The sequence below is a fragment of the Curtobacterium sp. VKM Ac-2887 genome (assembly GCF_015350935.1).
In the GTDB taxonomy this organism is placed as follows: Bacteria; Actinomycetota; Actinomycetes; order Actinomycetales; family Microbacteriaceae; genus Curtobacterium.
Map to the genome: position 1 here is coordinate 61,152 of NZ_JADKSB010000012.1, position 17,838 is coordinate 78,989.

Consider the following 17,838-nt stretch of genomic DNA (forward strand, 5'->3'; position numbering starts at 1 on the left):
GGGTGACCACCCAGATGTCGATGGCCGCGGCCTCGGCACGGCTGCAGACCGGTGCGGCGCGCGTGGCGCAGCTGACCGAGCAGGCCACCACGCTGCAGGCGATCCAGAAGCCGTCGGACGACCCGGTCGGCGCCGCGTCGTCGATGCAGGTCCGCAAGGAACAGGCCGCCGCCGCGCAGTACACGCGCAACGCGAACGACGCCGTCGCCTGGCTCGCGACCACCGACAGCGCCCTGTCCAGCGTCTACTCGGTGCTGAACAGCGTGCGGGACCTGACCGTGCAGGCGGCGAACTCCGGCACCATGAGCGACACCGACCGCGACGCCTTCATCACGCAGTTCCAGTCGCTGAAGTCCGACCTCGAGGCACGGGCCAACACGACCTACGGCACCCGCTCGGTCTTCGCCGGTGCCTCGACCGCCGCCGCCGCGTACGACCCGGCGACCGGGTGGGCGGCCTCCGGCACGGACGTCTCCCGCCGGATCGGCGACGGCACCACCGTGCGCGTCGACACCGCCGGGGCCGACGTCTTCGGCACCGGGGCGTCGTCGGTGTTCGGGGTGCTCGACTCCATCGTCAGCGACCTGCAGAACGGGGTGAACGTGAACGCGCGGATCAACGACGTCGACGGCGCGCTCGGTGCCGTCCGCGGTGCCCAGGCCGACGTCGGTGTCCGGCACGCGACCGCCCTCGCCGCCCAGGACTCGCTGAAGACGGCAGCCGTCTCACTCGAGAACCGCCGCGCCGGCATCGAGGACGTCGACCTCGCCAAGGCCGTCCTCGACCTGCAGGTGCAGCAGACCAACTACCAGGCAGCCCTCGCCGTCACCGCGAAGGTCCTGCAGCCGACCCTGATGGACTACCTCCGATGAGCATCTCCCTGACCTTCGCCGTCCCGCCGTTCGGCCTGTCCCCCGCACCGGTCTTCACGCTGACCCCGGTGGACGGCGCCGAGGGCCTGTTCACCCTCGTCGGGGGTTCCTCGCGCTTGTTCGTGCTCGACGCCGCGGTGCACCTGCCGTCGTACTCGCCCGAGCTCACCGACGAGCAGGCCGCTGGGCTCGAGCTGACCGACCCTGCCGACGCCATGCTGCTCGTGGTGGCGAACCCCGGCGCGTCCGGGACGACCGTCAACCTGCTCGCGCCGATCGTCGTGAACGCCCGGACCGCCGTGGGCGCGCAGCTCATCCTGGAGGACCAGGACCTGCCGCTGCGGGCGGAGCTCGCGCGGGCGTAGGTGCTGCGGGGGGCCCGCACCCGTTTTGCGACAATCCACGAGTCGATCGGCGCGTGGTTCGTCGGAACATACGCACGCAACTGTTGCGTGTGCATGAGTCGACAAAGCACGAGGTGATCAACACGTGCATCGTCGCAAGGTGCACACGAATGGAGCGCCCTCGTTCCTCCACACAAGGCGGTTGCGCTCGACTGTCCACAGATCGTCGCGGTAGGGCCCTCGCTCCGACTCGCTTCCAGCAGCCTGTGGGGCATGGGCAGAGCGAACGACATCGAACTCATCCGCACGACCGGCCTTCCGGATCCCGAACGCCGGGCGCTCGAGCGCGATGTCCACCGCGGGGTCCTCGAACGGATCCGCCCCGGCGTCCTGGTCCGGCCCGGGGCGCTCGACCATCTCCACCCTGGTGAACGACACCACGTGCTCGTCCGAGCATCGCTCCACCGCATCCGCGTCAGCGACCTCGTGTCGCACCAGTCCGCGTGCGCTGTGCTCGGGCTGCCGCTCGTCGGCGAAGCTCCGATGAAGGTCCACGTGTCCGACCCGACGACCACCCACACGCGGGTGACCGCCTGGTTCGTCCGGCACGGCACTGCAGCCCGGCCACCGACCGCGTACATCGAGTCCGGCGGACTGCGGACCACCGGGTGGGCGCGGAGCGCGGTGGACGTCGCTGCGACCCGTCCGTTGCTCGAGTCGCTGCCGGTCGTGGACCAGCTGCTCGCCGATCGGCGCACGACGCCCGAGGCGCTGGCCGCTGATCTCGAACTGCGGGGCTCGGCGCAGGCAAAGGCGGGGGTGGCGATCGAGATGGGGTCGGCGCTGTCGGGGTCGCCGGCGGAGTCGGTGTGCCGGGTGCGCTTCCGGCAGGTCGGGGCGCCGGAGCCGGTGCAGCAGCACGAGTTCCGACGGACCGGAGGTGGGACGGCCGTCGTGGACTTCTGGTTCCCCGATCAGGGCGTCGTGGTCGAGGTCGACGGCCGCGCGAAGTACGAGGACCCGACGATGCTCGAGGGGCGGAGCACCGCCGAGGCGCACTGGCAGGAGAAGCGTCGCGAGGACTTCGTCCGCTCGTTCCCCGAGGTCCGGTTCGTCGTCCGGTTGTCGTGGGCCGACCTCATGCAGCCCGACCGCGTGCGTGCAGCACTCCGCCGGGCGGGTGTCCCGTGCCGGTGACGAACAGGCGAGCGGCTCCGAGGGGCCGGCCGGGGTCAGTGGCGCGGCGCCTCCGGGTGGTGTTCGCGCTGCCGTTCGATCACGAGCGGTGCACTCGGCACGCCACCGCCGACGATCACTTCGCCGATACCGACCCGCACGCCGTGGACCCGCCCGACACCCTTCACCACACCGGCACGGCGATCGGGGTCGGGCTCGCGGTGGTCGCCCCCGGCTGCGAGCTCGGCGTCACGGACGGCGACCGTCCCGAGCACCTGCGCACCGGCACCGAGCTCGGTGGGGCCCTCGACGAGGCAGCCGCCCGACAACCGAGCGCCGTCCCCCACGAGCACGTCCGCCCCGGTGGCCGTGATCGTGACGGGCCCCGGGCCCAGTTCGGCAGCGGAACCGATGGTCACCCGGGCCGCGGTGGCGACGACGGTGACCTGGCCCGGACCGAGCCGCGCGCCGGATGCGACGGCGATCGAACCCCCGGCACGCGTCTCGAGCACGACTCCGGGGTACAGCACCACCCCGGCTGCAAGGGTGACGTCCGCGCCGACGAGCACGGAGCCGGGGTCGAGCACCACGACCTCGGGCAGCAAGCCGCGCACCTCGGCGACCGTCAGGAACCCGGAGGCCCGACGAGCGTCGTCAGCCGGACCGGGCGCGCCGTCGATGTCCATCCAGCGAGCCTCCCACATGCCCGGCGTACGGTGAGCGCATGGCCCGCTCCCCGAAGGACCAGGCGATCGTGCCGCTGCCGAACGCCCAGGTCTCCCCCATGCCCGACGACTCCCGAACCCCGCAGCCGCAACAACCCGGCGGGTGGGTCAAGTGGCTCGACCGTGCCATCAGCGTCCAGCGCCCGGTGGTCGTGGCGCACGTCAACGCGATCCGCCGACGCAAGCCGGACGCCACCCCCGCCGAGGTCATCCAGATCCTCGAGCGGCAGTACCTCACCGCGGTCACCACCGGTGGCGCAGCAGTCGGTGCGAGCGCGGTCATCCCGGGCGTCGGGATGGTGGCCGCCCTCGGGCTGAGCGGCGCGGAGACGGTCGGGTTCCTCGAGACCACCGCGCTGTTCGCCCAGTCGGTGACCGAGGTGCACGGCATCGCCCTGGACGACCCCGAACGGGCACGGACCCTGGTGATGGCGATGATCCTCGGTGCTCCGGGCACACAGCTCATCAAGCAGCTCGGCGGGCAGATCGCCGGCGGTCAGGCGCGCACGGCGTTCTGGGGCGAGATGGTGACCTCGTCCCTGCCGAAGCAGGTCGTCAACGGCCTCGGCGGGCAGGTCCGCGACCAGTTCATCAAGCGGTTCGCAGTGCGTCAGGGGACGTCGGTGCTCGGCCGTGCACTGCCGTTCGGGATCGGCGCAGCCGTCGGCGGGCTCGGCAACCACGCGCTCGGGCGGAAGGTCATCCAGGCCTCGCGGACCGGGTTCGGGCCGCCGTCGGCACACTTCCCGATCATCCTCGAGCCCAAGCCCGCGAAGCCCGAGAAGCAGCCCAAGGACAAGCAGCTGAAGCAGCCCAAGCAGCCCAAGCAGCAGAAGCAACTCGGCTGGCGCCGCGGCTCCGCGAAGGACGAGGACCTCTGGTCGGAGACGCCCGAGCGCTGAGCCGGGCGGCAGGCCCGATCAGAACGACCGACGCCCGATCAGAACGACCGACGCCCGATCAGAACGACCGCACCGGCGTCCTGGCGACCTGGCCGGCGTGCGCGAACCCGCCGCCGAAGCCGAACAGCAGCGCGGGGACTCCCTCGGGCAGGTCGCCACGCGCCCATGCCTTCGACAACCCGAGCGGGACGCTGGCGGCCGAGGTGTTCCCGGACTCGACGACGTCGCGGATGACGAACTTCGACTCCCCGCCGAGTGCGGTGACGAGCGGCTCGATGATCCGCAGGTTCGCCTGGTGGAACGCGAACACCTCGATGTCGTCCATGGTGAGCCCGGCGGCCTCGACGACCTTGCGGGCGTGCCCCTCGGCCTCGGTGATGGCCCAGCGGTAGATCGATCGGCCCTCCTGGTTGAACCGGCCGGGCGTCCCCTCGACCCGCACCGCGTCGAGCAGGTGCGGCACGCTGCCCCATGAGACGGGCCCGATCTCGGGGGTGTCGGCGACGCCGAGCACGGCGGCCCCGGCCCCGTCACCGACGAGCACGCACGTCGACCGATCGGTCCAGTCGGCGATGGCGGAGAGGGTCTCGGACCCGATGACGAGCGCGACGTCGGTGGACCCGACGCGGATCGACTGGTCGGCGAGGGCGAGCGCGTACTCGAACCCGCTGCACGCGGTGTTGATGTCGATGGGCGCCGGACCGTTCGTCATCCCGAGCGCGGCGGCGACCCGACCGGCGGTGTACGGCGCGCGGTCCTGGTGCGTGGTGGAGGCGACGATGACGAGTCCGACGGCCGAGGGCGAGACGCCGGCGTCGGCGAGGGCGTTGCGGCCCGCTTCGATCGCCATCGACGTGACGCTGTCGTCCGGACCGGCGATGTGGCGGGTCTGGATCCCGGTCCGGGTGCGGATCCACTCGTCGTTGGTGTCGACCATGGTCGAGAGTTCGTCGTTGGTCAGGATGCGTTCGGGCTGGTGGTGACCGAACCCGAGGATCCGGCTGCCACGGAGTGCTGGGGTGTTCACCGTCGTCACGGTACTCCTCCCCGGATCGCGGACATGCCCCGGACGGCATGCAGCCACGCACCATGCAGAACAATGCACCCAGCAAGCAGAACAATGCACCCCACCATGCAGAACCGGTACTCCCAGGGCCTGGCAGGGTGCCCCTCGGAGCGCGTAGACCGGACCCATGGACTACACACACCTCGGACGGACAGGGCTGTCGGTTTCACGAGCAGTGCTCGGCACGATGAACTTCGGCCCGGAGACCACTGAAGACGACTCGCACGCCATCATGGACCGGGCCCACGAGCTCGGCGTCAACTTCTTCGACACCGCCAACGGCTACGGCGGCTCGGTGGGCAAGGGTGCCACCGAGGAGATCATCGGCCGCTGGTTCGCGAAGGGCGGCGGCCGTCGCGAGAAGACGGTCCTGGCGACCAAGGTCTACGGCGACATGATCGACTGGCCGAACGGCGGCAAGCTCAGCGCCTTCAACATCCGCCAGTCGCTCGACGCCAGCCTGCAGCGTCTGCAGACGGACCACATCGACCTGTACCAGTTCCACCACGTCGACCGTGCGACCCCGTGGGACGAGATCTGGCAGGCGATCGACGTCGCCGTGCAGCAGGGCAAGGTCCTGTACGTCGGGTCGTCGAACTTCGCGGGCTGGCACATCGCCCAGGCGCAGGAGGCCGCGAAGCGCCGCCACACCTTCGGCCTGGTGAGCGAGCAGTCGATCTACAACCTCGTGGTGCGCGACATCGAGCGCGAGGTCCTGCCCGCCGCCCGCGAGTACGGCCTCGGCGTCATCCCGTGGTCGCCGCTGCAGGGCGGTCTGCTCGGTGGTGTCATCGAGAAGACCGAGAACGGCTCCCGCCGTCTGTCGGGTCGGAGCGCCGAGTACGTCGAGGGGCACCGCGACCAGCTCACCGCCTACGAGTCGTTCGCCAAGGAGCTCGGCCACACGCCCGGCGAGCTCGCCCTCGCGTGGCTCCTCCACCAGCCCGGCGTGACCGCACCGATCACCGGCCCCCGCACGATGGAGCAGTGGGAGTCCGCGGTCCGCGCCGTCGACATCCGCCTGGACCAGCGTGCGCTGGACCGGCTCGACGAGATCTTCCCGGGGCACAAGACCTCACCGGAGGACTACGCCTGGTGAGCTGACGGAACGGGCCGGGACCACGGCCCGCGATCAGGGCCACGGACGGGAGGCACGGTGCGCGTCGGACGCGCACCGTGCCTCCCGTCCGCCGTTGCGACCACCGCACGTGGCGAGCCGCCAGGACGACGCACGCCCGTCAGAGCGCCGCGATCTCCGCGTCCGTCAGCCCGGCCCAGCGCAGGTACGCGGCGACGCTGCCCCACCGCGCCTCGACGTGTCGGATCACGGTGGTCATGGTCTCCGGCACGCACCGTTGCGCGACAGCGGTGGCCTCGGGGTCGGTGCTCACCGCACGCTCTGCGGCGAACCGATCGGCCAGCCCGACAGCGCTGGCGGCGTAGTCGTCGCCGACGGCCTCGATCGATGCGCCCCAGAGTCGGGCGAGCAGTCCGCTGACGACGCCGGTGCGGTCCTTGCCGGCGGAGCAGCAGACGAGCACGTCGCCGTCGGACCGGGCGATGGCGCGGAACGCGGCGGCGATCCCGGTGCGGTGGCGCTCGAGCCAGTCGATGTACTGCTCGTCGAGCTGCACGGCCTGGGCGCCGGACTCGACGGTCGACGGGTCGAACAGCGGGACGAGCCGGTAGCCGTCGGTGTTGCCGAGCGGGTGCGGGACGCGGGCGACCTCGTCGTCACGGCGGAGGTCGACCACGGCGGCGAGTCCGTGCGGGTAGGCGTCGGCATCGACGCGTTCGGTGTTGGCGCGGTACACGGTGCGGGGTCGGGCGTCCTGCAGGCCCGGTCCCCCGACCTCGCGCAGGTTGGTGAGGGTCGACGTCGTCGTCATACCCCAACCCTGCCAGACGACAGACGACAGACGACAGACGACAGACGCAAGACGACAGACGCCGGACCGCACGACGACGGGCCCCGCGCTTGCTGTGTGCGCGGGGCCCGTCGTCGTGCGGGTGGTGCTCGTGGAGCTGGTGTCTGCTGGCTAGCGGACCGAGACCGGCGAGTCGTCGGTCTGCTCGTAGAGGACGTAGCCCTCTTCGCCGTGGACCGCGGTGTCGATGCCGGCGACCTCGTCCTCGGTCTTGACGCGGAAGCCGATCGTCTTCTCGATGAGGAAGCCGATGACGAACGCCAGGACGAAGGAGTAGATGCCGACGGCCAGGGCCGCGGTGGCCTGCTTGCCGAGCTGCTCGAACGAACCGGAGTAGATCAGGCCGGTGTCGTTGGCGAAGAAGCCGAGGTACAGCGTGCCGACGATGCCGCCGACCAGGTGGACGCCGACGACGTCGAGCGAGTCATCGAAGCCGAGACGGTACTTCCAGTCGATGGCGAAGCAGCAGATGATGCCGGCGACGAACCCGAGCAGGATGCCCCAACCCGGGGTCAGGTTGGCACATGCCGGGGTGATCGCGACGAGACCGGTGACGGCACCCGAGGCGGCGCCGACCGACGTGGCCTTGCCGTCCTTGAGCTTCTCGACGAGCAGCCAGCCGAGGATGGCAGCGGCCGGTGCGGCGAGGGTGTTGACCCAGGCGATCGCGGCGATGCCGTCAGCGGCGCCCTCGGAGCCGGCGTTGAAGCCGAACCAGCCGAACCACAGGATGGCGGCGCCGAGCAGGACGAAGGGCGGGTTGTGCGGCTTGTGCGCACCCTTGGCGAAGCCGACGCGCTTGCCGAGGACGAGCGCCAGGGCGAGACCTGCTGCACCGGCGTTGATGTGCACCGCGGTGCCACCGGCGAAGTCGATGACCCCCCACGTGGCAGCCCAACCCGAGGTCAGGTTGAAGACCCACGAGGCGACCGGGAAGTAGACGACCGTGACCCAGATGCCCGCGAAGACCATCCAGGCGCCGAACTTGGCGCGGTCGGCGATGGCGCCGGAGATGAGCGCGACCGTGATGATCGCGAAGGTGGCCTGGAAGCCGACGAACGCCATCGACGGGTACGCCGCCTGGATGTTCGAGGACTGCGCCTCCTCGAAGGCCTGGCCGAGGCCGATCTGGTTCCAGTCGATGCTGAAGAACCCGACGACACCGGAGACCGCCGTGCCGTCGCCGTGGTTGGCGAAGGCGATCGCGTAGCCGTAGAGCACCCACAGGACGCTCACGAGTGCGATCGCACCGAACGACATCATCATCATGCTGATGACGGACTTGGCCTTCACCAAACCGCCGTAGAAGAAGGCCAGGCCGGGTGTCATGAACAACACCAGCGCCGCCATGACCAACACGAACGTCGTGTTGCCCTGATCAAGCATCTGTTCACCTCTCGATTGCACGAGCGGCTCTTGGACCGCCTCGGGTGACACCGAGTCTGGCGAGGTGACGTTTCACGAGGGGGCACGATGTGTTTCGCGGATGTAACGCGACGGCGCGGTTTGTAAACGTCGTGTTTCGCACGGCCCGATGCCCCCTGGACAGGGGGTGCACCGACCGGTCAGCGGATGCCCCGGGCGGTGGGCGTCAGTCCTGGGCGCGGCTCAGGGCCACGACACGGCTCGCTGCGCGCAGGTACTTCTTGCGGTAGCCGCCGTCGAGCATGGCGTCGGGGTACACCTGGTCGAGCGGCGTGCCCGAGGCCACGATCCGGACCTGAGCGTCGTACAGCCGGTCGACGAGCGCGACCCACCGGAGCGCGTCGGTCTGGTCCGTGAAGGCCCGGACGTCGGTGAGCCCGACGGCGTCGAGGTCCTCGACGAGCGCGACGTACTTCGACGGGTGCACCGAGCCGAGGTGCGCGACCACGGCCGAGAAGTCGTCGAGCGTGACGGTGCCGGCCGGCAGTGCCGCGGCCACGTCGGACACCACACCCGCCGACTCGTCGACCGCACGGCGGCGGTAGTCGAGCCCGTCGATCCGCATGGTGTCGAACCGGTCGGACATCGCCTGGATCTCGCGCAGGAAGTCCTGGGCCGCGAACCGGCCCTCGCCGAGCGCGCCCGGAGGCGTGTTCGAGGTGGCGGCGAACCGGGTGCCGGTCTCGCTCAACTCCTTGATCAGGCGGGTCATGACCATGGTGTCGCCCGGGTCGTCGAGCTCGAACTCGTCGATGCACACCAGCGCGGTCCCGCGCAGCAGGTCGACCGTGCCCTGGAACCCGAGCGCGCCGACCAGGGCCGTGTACTCGATGAACGTGCCGAACGTCTTCCGCCCGGAGGCCGCGTGGTACGCCGCGGCGAGCAGGTGGGTCTTGCCGACACCGAACCCGCCGTCCAGGTAGACGCCCGACTTCGCAGCGGGCTCGACCGACTGCTTGCGGCGGCCGAACAGCCCGCGACGGGGCGCGTCGGTCGGACCGGCCGCGACGAACGCGGCGACGGCGTCGCGCACGTCGGCCTGCGAGGCGTAGTCCGGGTCCGGGCGGTACGAGTCGAACGAGGCGGCCGCGAACTGGGGCGGTGGCACGAGTGCCGCGGCCATCTGCTGCGGGGTCACCTGGGGGTCACGGTCGACGAGGTGCGCTGGCGCGGTGTTCGTGGACAATCAGGAACCCTTCCGGGAAGCAAGTCGTGCGGTGTCACGTTGCGGCTGGGGCACGGTACGTCCGCGTACCGTTGCCCACAGGCACCGACGACCGATCCTAGTCCGGTGCCGGATGACCACCTGGAGGTAGCCCACCATGACCGCACCGGTCGACCCGTCCGAGAAGTTCACCGCCTACGCCCACCCGGAGCGTCTCGTCTCCACCGAGTGGCTGCAGGAACAACTGGACGCCCACACCCCCGACCTGGTCGTCGTCGAGTCCGACGAGGACGTCCTGCTCTACGAGACCGGACACATCCCCGGCTCGGTCAAGATCGACTGGCACACCGACCTCAACGACCCGGTGCAGCGCGACTACATCGACGGCGAGGCGTTCGCCGAACTGCTCGGCAGCAAGGGCATCGGCCGCGAGACCACCGTCGTGCTCTACGGCGACAAGAACAACTGGTGGGCCGCCTACGCCCTCTGGGTCTTCTCGCTGTTCGGTCACGAGGACGTCCGCCTGCTCGACGGCGGCCGTGCGAAGTGGATCGCCGAGGACCGCGCCCTCACCACCGAGGAGACCGTCGTCACGCCGGCCGAGTACCCGGTCGTCGACCGGATCGACACCGAGATCCGTGCCTACAAGGACGACGTGCTCGCCCACCTCGGCAAGCCCCTCATCGACGTGCGCAGCCCGGGCGAGTACGACGGTTCCCGCACCACCGCGCCCGACTACCCGGAAGAGGGTGCGCTGCGCGGCGGCCACGTCCCCACCGCGGTGAACATCCCGTGGGCGACCGCCGCCGCACCGGACGGCACCTTCAAGCCGCGCGCGGAACTCGACGCCATCTACCGCGAGGGCGCCGGCATCGGCGACGCCGACGAGGTCATCGCGTACTGCCGCATCGGCGAGCGGTCGAGCCACACCTGGTTCGTCCTGCAGCACCTGCTCGGCTACGACAGCGTCCGCAACTACGACGGCTCGTGGACCGAGTGGGGCAGCGCCGTCCGCGTCCCGATCGTGCAGGGCGCGGAGCCGGGTACAGTTCCGAACCGATGAACGACAGCACCGAGGCCACCCTCCCCGCCACCCTCGCCGAGATCCGCGACGACTTCCTCGCCCTGGGCCAGAAGGACCGCCTGCAGCTCCTCCTCGAGTTCTCGAACGAGCTGCCCGCGCTGCCCGAACGGCTGCAGGGGCACGAGGACGAACTCGAACGGGTCGAGGAGTGCCAGTCCCCCGTGTTCATCACGGTGACCGTGGGCGAGGACGGCGACGCACCCGACGTCGTCCGCATGCACGCCACCGCTCCGCGCGAGGCGCCGACCACGCGCGGCTTCGCCTCCATCCTGGCGCAGGGCCTGAGCGGCCTGACGGCAGCGCAGGTGCTCGCCGTGCCGGCGGACTACCCGCTGACGATCGGGCTGTCCGAGGCGGTCAGCCCGCTGCGGATCCGCGGCATGGTGGGCATGCTCGGTCGCGTGCAGCGTCAGGTGCAGGCTGCGGTGTCGTAGACGCGACGCTGGGCAGACGGGAGGCCCGTGGCGGATCCGCCACGGGCCTCCCGTCTGTCTGTCCCTGCGTCTACCGCGCGCTGGCCGCCCCGCGTCGCTGGACCACCTCGGTGAGCCACGCGAGGATGCGGGCGTCGAACCAGTCGGCGTCGTGGTTCCAGAGCTTGGTGTGCCGGGCCGTGGTCTGCACCTCGAGCCGCACCAGGTCGGGCCGTGCGCGTGCCAGGTCGTGCGAGGCCGAGGACGGGACGAACCCGTCGTCGTCGCTGTGCAGCAGGAGGATCGGCACCGTCAGCTCGGCGGACCGGGTGACCATGTCGAGCTCGCGCAGGTCCACCGGCTGCTGCAGGCCAGCGAGCCGGTGCAGCACCGGGGTACGGAGCAGGCGCTGGGCGACCTTGCGGACCGGCCGCGGCAACCCCATGAGCTGGCTCTGCGACTTGAGCACCGCGTGCCAGTCGACCACGGGTGACTCGAGCACCACACCGTCGACGAGGCCGGCGAAGCGTGAGCGCAACAGGGTCTGGAGCACGACGGCACCGCCCATCGACCAGCCCATGAGCACGACGCTCTGCGCGTTCTGGGCACTGAGCCAACGGAGGACGGAGTCGATGTCCTCCCACTCGGTGCTGCCGAGGCCGTAGCGGCCGTCGACGCTCGGTGGTGCGACGCCGTCGTTCCGCCACGACGCGAGCACGACCGAGTAGCCGGCGGCGCGGAAGACGGGGACGGCGCGGATGGTCTCGGCGCGGGTGACCCCGCGGCCGTGCACCAGGACGGCCCACGGGGCGTCCGGGTCGTCGGCACGGACGACCCAGGCGGGTGCGGGCCCGTTCGGGGTGGGGATGTCGATGTCCTCGACGGGCACGTCGAGCTCGCCGGGGGTCAGGTAGAACCAACCGCCCCAGCGCCCGCGGCGTGCAGCGGTCGGGTCGCCGGCGTCGATCGCGATGATGCGGCGCGTCACCGTGGTGTCGGTGGTGCCGAGGACCTCTCCGACGCGCATGTGCCCGGTGCCGGCGCCGAACCAGAGCGAGTAGCGACCCTGCAGCTCGGTGTCGGCGGTCCGCTCGATGGTCACCGTCATCCGGACCGGATCGACGGCGTGGATCGGGACGCGTTCGGTGCGCTTGCGGTCCGGGGTGACGACGGCGCGGGCGACGGCGGCGACGAAGCCACCGATGACTGCCGTCCCCACCGCGGCGGCGGCCAGACCGGCACCGAGGGCGATGAAGCCGGCCGATCGTGCGGTCTCCTGGACGGCGTCCTCGGCGGGTCGCGCGGATCGGGACATGGCCCGGAGCCTAGTCTGCATGTGTGTCCGAAACCCGAGAGCCCGACGCCTTCGCGCGGCTCCGCGCGTTCGTGTCCTCCGGCAGCAGCCGCTCCGAGACCACCGTCACCGAGATCCCCTCGCCCACGCGGATCGCACCGTTCTCGATCGCCCTGGCGGCGGACGTGTCCGGCACCGCGCACGGCGTCGAGTCGGACCTCGGCACCGGACGGTTCATCGCCCTGTACGACCCCGAAGAACCCGAGGGCTGGGGCGGCGCGTTCCGGGTGGTCTCGTTCGCGCAAGCACCACTCGAACCCGAGATCGGTGTCGACGAGTTCGTCGCCGACGTCACGTGGAGCTGGCTCGTCGACGCGCTCGAGACGCACGGTGCCGAGTACGACCACGCTTCGGGCACGGCCACCAAGATCATCTCGCGCGGGTACGGCGACCTCGCCGCACAGGGCGACGGCGCGCAGCTGGAACTGCGCGCGTCGTGGACGCCCCGCGGCGACGACCTCACCGCACACGTCCAGGCATGGCAGGACATCGTCGCCATGCTCGCCGGTCTGCCTCCTGCCTCGGACGGCGTGACCCTGCTGGCCCCGAGGAGGCTCGCCAAGTGACCGACCCCGCCAGTTCGACCCCCGGTGCACCGGACCCCGCGTTCGAGGACTCGCACGAGGCCGTCAAGGTCATCGACTCGCGCGACGACTACCTCGACGCCGTCGCGGCGATCGCCGCCGGTCACGGGCCCGTCGCCGTCGACGCCGAGCGCGCCAGCGGCTACCGCTACTCGCAGCGCGCCTACCTGATCCAGGTGTTCCGTCGCGGTGCCGGCGCGTTCCTGTTCGACCCGATCCCGATCGGCGACTTCTCCGAACTGCAGGCGGCCATCGTCGACGAGGAGTGGCTGTTCCACGCCGCCTCGCAGGACCTGCCCTGCCTGCAGGAGGTGGGTCTCGTCCCGACCCGCATCTTCGACACCGAACTCGGAGCCCGCATCGCCGGGTTCCCCCGCGTCGGTCTCGGCGCCGTCGTCGAGCAGCTGCTCGGGATCACGCTCGCCAAGGCGCACTCGGCAGCGGACTGGTCGACCCGGCCGTTGCCGCAGTCGTGGCTCGTGTACGCGTCGCTCGACGTCGAACTCCTGCCCGACCTGCGTGACGCCCTCGCCGCGACGCTCGACGAGGCCGGCAAGTCCCGCATCGCGGAAGAGGAGTTCGACGCGGTGCTGCACCGCGCCCCCAAGCCCGTCCGTGCCGAGCCGTGGCGCCGGCTGTCCGGCATGCACGCCCTCCGCGGTGCCCGCGCACTGGCGATCGCCCGGTCGCTCTGGGTCGCCCGTGACGAGTACGCCCGCGCGGCCGACATCGCTCCGGGGCGCACGATCCCCGACGCCGCGATCGTCGCAGCGGCAGCCGCCGCACCGTCGTCGCGCGCCGAACTCGGCGGCCTGAAGGCGTTCACGGGTCGCGCCAGCCGTTCCGAGCTCGATCGCTGGTGGGCCGCGGTCGACGAGGGCCTGACCACCGAGGACCTGCCGAAGCTCCGCGGATCCGGTGAAGCGACACTCCCGCCGCCCCGCGCCTGGGCCGACCGCAACCCCGCGGCCGACCGCCGGTACAAGGCCGCACGGGCCGCGGTGACGAAGCGGTCCGAGGAGCTCGACATCCCGCTCGAGAACCTGCTCACGCCGGAGACCCTGCGTGTGGTCTCGTGGGCACCGCCGTCGCCGCCGTCGACCGAGCTGGTCGGGGCCGCCCTCGCCGCACACGAGGCCCGCCCCTGGCAGGTGGAGGAACTCTCCTCGATCATCGCGTCGGCCTTTGTCGCTGCTGCACAGCAGCCCGCGCCGACGGATGACGTCGAGTCGTAGGAACCGCCCAACCGGCATGCGGCCGCCCAGCCTGGGGGCATAGCGTCGGGAGCGTCGCCGGGCGAGGCCCGGCCGGCCGGAGCGACCAGCGTTCCGGCCCGATCGATGAGGATCTGGGAGGCCCGGATTGCCAAAGGCATCAGACGTCGTGTTCGTGGACGGAGTTCGGACACCGTTCGGACGAGCCGGCGAGAAGGGGGTGTTCTGGAAGACCCGGTCCGACGACCTCGCGGTGCACGCGATGCGCGGACTGCTCGACCGGAACGCCTCGCTCGACACCGCAGCGGTGGACGACGTCGCCGTGGCGGCGACCACGCAGCAGGGTGACCAGGGGCTGACCCTCGGCCGCACCGTCGGCATGTTGGCCGGCCTGCCGAAGTCGGTCCCCGGGTACGCGATCGACCGCATGTGCGCCGGGGCCATGACGAGCGTCACGACGCTCGCGGGTGCCATCGCCTTCGGTGCCGCGGACATCGCGATCGCCGGTGGCGTCGAGCACATGGGACGCCACCCGATGGGCTTCAACTCGGACCCGAACCCGCGGTTCATCGCCGAACGCATGGTGTCGAGCGACGCGCTGGTGATGGGGTCCACCGCCGAGCGCCTGCACGACCGCTTCCCGGCGATCACGAAGGACCGCACGGACGCCTACGCCGTCCAGTCCCAGCAGCGGTACGCCGCAGCGTGGGCCGCCGGCAAGCTGCAGCCCGACGTGATCCCGGTCGAGGTGAACAAGGGCGACGGGTGGGACGTCATCAGCACCGACGAGCCGCCGCGTCCGGGCACGACGCTCGAGGCGCTGGCCGCGCTGAAGACGCCGTTCCGCCCGCACGGACGGGTCACCGCCGGCAACGCCGCCGGCCTCAACGACGGCGCGACCATGAGCTTGCTCGCCTCGGCCGAGGGCGCCAAGGAGCACGGCCTGCCCACGAAGATGCGCATGGTCTCGTTCGCCTTCGCCGGCGTCGAGCCCGAGGTCATGGGCGTCGGCCCGGTCCCCGCGACCGACAAGGCGCTGTCGAAGGCCGGCCTGTCGATCGACGACATCGGCCTGTTCGAGATCAACGAGGCGTTCGCGGTGCAGGTGCTCGCGTTCCTCGACAACTACGGCATCGCGCAGGACTCCACGAACGTCAACGCGTGGGGCGGCGCGATCGCCGTCGGCCACCCGCTGGCATCGAGCGGTGTCCGCCTGATGAACCAGCTCGCCGCGCAGTTCGCCGAGCGCCCGGACGTCCAGTACGGCATCACCACGATGTGCATCGGACTCGGCCAGGGCGGCACCGTCATCTGGGAGAACCCCGGCTACAGCAAGTCCGCAGCACGTTCGGCTCGGAAGGGGGCATGAGCATGACCACCGTCGACACCGACCGTCTGTCCGAACTCAGCGAGGACGAGGTCGTCACGCACTCGTTCGTCAAGCACGTCACGATGCCCTCCGGTGGCACCCTGGCGCTCATCACGCTCGACAACGGCAAGGACTACAAGCGTCCGAGCACCCTCGGGCCGCGCACGCTCCGCGAACTCTCCGGGGTGCTCGACACCTTGAAGACCGAGGCGGCCGCCGGCACGATCCAGGGCGTCGCGATCACCGGCAAGGAGTACTGCTTCGCTGCCGGTGCCGACCTGTCGCAGGCAGCGTCCGTGCCGTCGCGGGACGTTGCCCACGACCTCGCGGCCCTCGGCCACGCCACCCTCCGCAAGCTGTCCGACCTCGGCGTGCCGTCGTTCGCGTTCATCAACGGCATCGCCCTCGGCGGCGGGCTCGAGATCGGACTGCACTGCACCTACCGAGTGTTCTCGTCCGCGGCGCAGGGCATCGGCCTGCCCGAGGTCTTCCTCGGCATCATCCCGGGCTGGGGCGGCGCGACGCTGCTCCCCCGCCTGATCGGTCCGGAGCGCGCGCTGCGGGTCATCGTGGAGAACCCCCTCAAGAACAACCGCCTGATGGACGGAGCGGCCGCGGTCGAGATCGGCATCGGCGACGCGCTGATCCCGTCGGTGACGTTCCTGCCGTCAGCCGTCGCGTGGGCCGACGGCGTCATCGCCGGTCGCGTGTCGGTCAAGCGGCCGGGCGAACCGGGCATGCTCGAGAAGGCTGCCTGGGGCACGGTCGTCAAGGTCGCCCGTGGGCAGGTCGCGTCGAAGATCGGGACGGTGCCGAAGTCGCCGTTCCGCGCGCTCGACCTCGTGGCCGCCGCTCGCGGCGGTTCCCTGGACGAACGGTTCGCCGACGAGGACGACGCCCTCGCCGACCTGCTCTCCGGTGACCAGTTCGCCGCGTCGATGTACGCGTTCGACCTGGTGCAGAAGCGTGCGAAGAAGCCCGTCGGTGCACCGGAGGGCGTCGAGCCGAAGAAGATCACGAAGGTCGGCGTCCTCGGCGCTGGTCTCATGGCCTCGCAGTTCGCGCTGCTGTTCGCCCGACGACTCGGCGTCCCCGTCGTGATCACGGATGTCGACCAGTCCCGCGTCGACGCCGGTGTGGAGCGGATCCGCGGCGAGGTCGGCAAGCTGCTCGAGAAGGGGCGGATCTCCCCCGACGATGCGAACCGCATCACCGCACTCGTCAGCGGGTCGGTGTCGTACGACGCCTTCGCCGACGCCGACTGGGTGATCGAGGCCGTCTTCGAGGAGATGAGCGTCAAGCAAGAGGTCTTCCGGAAGATCGAGCAGGTCATCGCGCCGGACGCCATCCTCGCCACCAACACCTCGTCGTTGTCCGTCTCCGAGATGGGCTCGGTGCTGTCCGACCCGTCGCGCCTGGTCGGGTTCCACTTCTTCAACCCGGTCGCCGTGATGCCGTTGCTCGAGGTCGTCCGCACTGCCGACACCTCCGACGAGACGCTCGTCACGGCACTCGCCGTCGCGAAGACCCTCAAGAAGACGGCGATCATCACAGCCGACCAGCCGGGCTTCGTCGTCAACCGGGTGCTCGCACGGGTCCTCGGTGAGGCGATGCGCGGCGTCGAGCAGGGCACCTCGTTCGACGTCGTGGCGGCCGGTGCCGCGCCGCTCGGACTGCCGATGTCGCCGTTCGAGCTGCTCGAACTCGTCGGTCTGCCGGTCGGAGCGCACGTGCTCGACTCGCACCACGCCGCCTGGCCGGGGCGCTTCTACCCCGGTGACGGGCTGAAGAAGATCGCCGAGTACGGGAAGATCCTGACCCGCGACAAGAAGGGCAACGCGACCGGGTACGACCCCGCTGCCGTCAAGCTCGTCGCGCCGTCGAAGAAGGACGCGAAGCCCGTCGACGCTGCCGCGATGCAGCAGCGCTTCGAGGACGCCCTGGCCGATGAGGTGCACCGCATGCTCGAGGACGAGGTCGTTCAGCACGTCGAGGAGATCGACCTCGGCCTGATCCTCGGTGCGGGCTACCCGTTCCAGGCCGGTGGGATCAGCCCCTACCTCGACCGCAGTGGGGCGTCCGAGCGCGTCTTCGGTGGGAGCTTCCACGACCCGCTGATCGTCGGCCCGGCTTCCCGCTAGCCGGAGCGAGTCCGTCTCGCACAACCGAAGTCACCCCGAACCGCAGATCGCCGTGGTTCGGGGTGACTTCGGTTGT

General features: G+C 70.8%; 17 protein-coding genes. 11 read left to right on the forward strand and 6 right to left on the reverse strand.

The features are described from left to right. Positions 1 to 2: 2 nt before the first annotated feature. From flgL to ITJ69_RS14335, 3 genes are all read left to right on the forward strand, one after another. Positions 3 to 872, forward strand: a complete 870-nt coding sequence (gene flgL, locus ITJ69_RS14325) for a flagellar hook-associated protein FlgL (RefSeq protein WP_323743116.1) — start codon at positions 3 to 5, stop codon at positions 870 to 872. Next, on the forward strand, positions 869 to 1,237 hold the full coding sequence (fliW, locus tag ITJ69_RS14330; protein WP_111086356.1) for a flagellar assembly protein FliW: 369 nt from the start codon (positions 869 to 871) through the stop codon (positions 1,235 to 1,237). Before flgL ends, fliW begins: the two co-directional genes overlap by 4 nt. 252 nt (positions 1,238 to 1,489) lie before the next feature. Next, positions 1,490 to 2,413, forward strand: coding sequence for a hypothetical protein (locus ITJ69_RS14335; protein WP_159573070.1), 924 nt, complete (start codon positions 1,490 to 1,492; stop codon positions 2,411 to 2,413). 35 nt (positions 2,414 to 2,448) lie between these two features. On the opposite strand, the gene ITJ69_RS14340 is transcribed toward ITJ69_RS14335, so the two are convergent. Beyond that, a complete protein-coding gene (locus ITJ69_RS14340) occupies positions 2,449 to 3,078 on the reverse strand; it encodes a hypothetical protein (protein ID WP_194673093.1) in 630 nt (209 codons plus the stop codon). A gap of 38 nt (positions 3,079 to 3,116) precedes the next feature. Here ITJ69_RS14340 and ITJ69_RS14345 point away from each other — a divergent pair, with 38 nt between their 5' ends. Continuing rightward, complete coding sequence (locus ITJ69_RS14345; protein WP_194673094.1) at positions 3,117 to 4,019, forward strand: hypothetical protein; 903 nt, start codon at positions 3,117 to 3,119, stop codon at positions 4,017 to 4,019. A 58-nt stretch (positions 4,020 to 4,077) separates the two neighbouring features. Here ITJ69_RS14345 and ITJ69_RS14350 read toward each other — a convergent pair whose 3' ends face one another. Then, entirely contained in the window at positions 4,078 to 5,046 is a 969-nt protein-coding gene (locus ITJ69_RS14350; RefSeq protein WP_194673095.1) for a beta-ketoacyl-ACP synthase 3, read from the reverse strand. A 166-nt stretch (positions 5,047 to 5,212) separates the two neighbouring features. On the opposite strand from ITJ69_RS14350, the gene ITJ69_RS14355 reads away from it, so the two are divergent. Then, positions 5,213 to 6,184, forward strand: coding sequence for an aldo/keto reductase (locus ITJ69_RS14355; RefSeq protein WP_123292709.1), 972 nt, complete (start codon positions 5,213 to 5,215; stop codon positions 6,182 to 6,184). A 139-nt stretch (positions 6,185 to 6,323) separates the two neighbouring features. Here the strand turns inward: ITJ69_RS14355 and ITJ69_RS14360 are convergent, their stop codons facing one another. From ITJ69_RS14360 to zapE, 3 genes are all read right to left on the reverse strand, one after another. Beyond that, positions 6,324 to 6,974, reverse strand: coding sequence for a tyrosine-protein phosphatase (locus ITJ69_RS14360; RefSeq protein ID WP_194673096.1), 651 nt, complete (start codon positions 6,972 to 6,974; stop codon positions 6,324 to 6,326). Between the two features lie 150 nt (positions 6,975 to 7,124). Beyond that, positions 7,125 to 8,399 carry an ammonium transporter gene (locus ITJ69_RS14365; RefSeq protein WP_111086361.1) on the reverse strand — a complete coding sequence of 425 codons (1,275 nt, stop codon included), beginning with the start codon at positions 8,397 to 8,399 and terminating at the stop codon, positions 7,125 to 7,127. Positions 8,400 to 8,604: 205 nt separating this feature from the next. Then, positions 8,605 to 9,624, reverse strand: coding sequence for a cell division protein ZapE (gene zapE / locus ITJ69_RS14370; protein WP_123292707.1), 1,020 nt, complete (start codon positions 9,622 to 9,624; stop codon positions 8,605 to 8,607). Between the two features lie 136 nt (positions 9,625 to 9,760). On the opposite strand from zapE, the gene ITJ69_RS14375 reads away from it, so the two are divergent. Beyond that, entirely contained in the window at positions 9,761 to 10,666 is a 906-nt protein-coding gene (locus tag ITJ69_RS14375) for a sulfurtransferase (protein WP_194673097.1), read from the forward strand. Next, complete coding sequence (locus ITJ69_RS14380; RefSeq protein ID WP_111086363.1) at positions 10,663 to 11,121, forward strand: SufE family protein; 459 nt, start codon at positions 10,663 to 10,665, stop codon at positions 11,119 to 11,121. The genes ITJ69_RS14375 and ITJ69_RS14380 overlap by 4 nt, the downstream gene beginning before the upstream one ends. A gap of 70 nt (positions 11,122 to 11,191) precedes the next feature. On the opposite strand, the gene ITJ69_RS14385 is transcribed toward ITJ69_RS14380, so the two are convergent. Then, positions 11,192 to 12,415 (reverse strand): alpha/beta fold hydrolase, encoded by a 1,224-nt coding sequence (locus ITJ69_RS14385; protein ID WP_159573080.1) that lies wholly within the window; start codon positions 12,413 to 12,415, stop codon positions 11,192 to 11,194. Between the two features lie 23 nt (positions 12,416 to 12,438). Here ITJ69_RS14385 and ITJ69_RS14390 point away from each other — a divergent pair, with 23 nt between their 5' ends. The 4 genes from ITJ69_RS14390 to ITJ69_RS14405 all read left to right on the forward strand — a co-directional run bounded on the left by ITJ69_RS14390 (position 12,439) and on the right by ITJ69_RS14405 (position 17,762). Next, on the forward strand, positions 12,439 to 13,020 hold the full coding sequence (locus tag ITJ69_RS14390) for a DUF3000 domain-containing protein (RefSeq protein WP_123938166.1): 582 nt from the start codon (positions 12,439 to 12,441) through the stop codon (positions 13,018 to 13,020). Next, positions 13,017 to 14,273: an HRDC domain-containing protein gene (locus ITJ69_RS14395; RefSeq protein WP_416354937.1), complete on the forward strand. Its 1,257-nt coding sequence runs from the start codon at positions 13,017 to 13,019 to the stop codon at positions 14,271 to 14,273. The genes ITJ69_RS14390 and ITJ69_RS14395 overlap by 4 nt, the downstream gene beginning before the upstream one ends. Positions 14,274 to 14,400: 127 nt before the next feature. Then, positions 14,401 to 15,621 (forward strand): thiolase family protein, encoded by a 1,221-nt coding sequence (locus tag ITJ69_RS14400; protein WP_194673098.1) that lies wholly within the window; start codon positions 14,401 to 14,403, stop codon positions 15,619 to 15,621. Continuing rightward, on the forward strand, positions 15,618 to 17,762 hold the full coding sequence (locus ITJ69_RS14405) for a 3-hydroxyacyl-CoA dehydrogenase NAD-binding domain-containing protein (protein WP_194673099.1): 2,145 nt from the start codon (positions 15,618 to 15,620) through the stop codon (positions 17,760 to 17,762). Before ITJ69_RS14400 ends, ITJ69_RS14405 begins: the two co-directional genes overlap by 4 nt. Positions 17,763 to 17,838 lie beyond the last annotated feature (76 nt).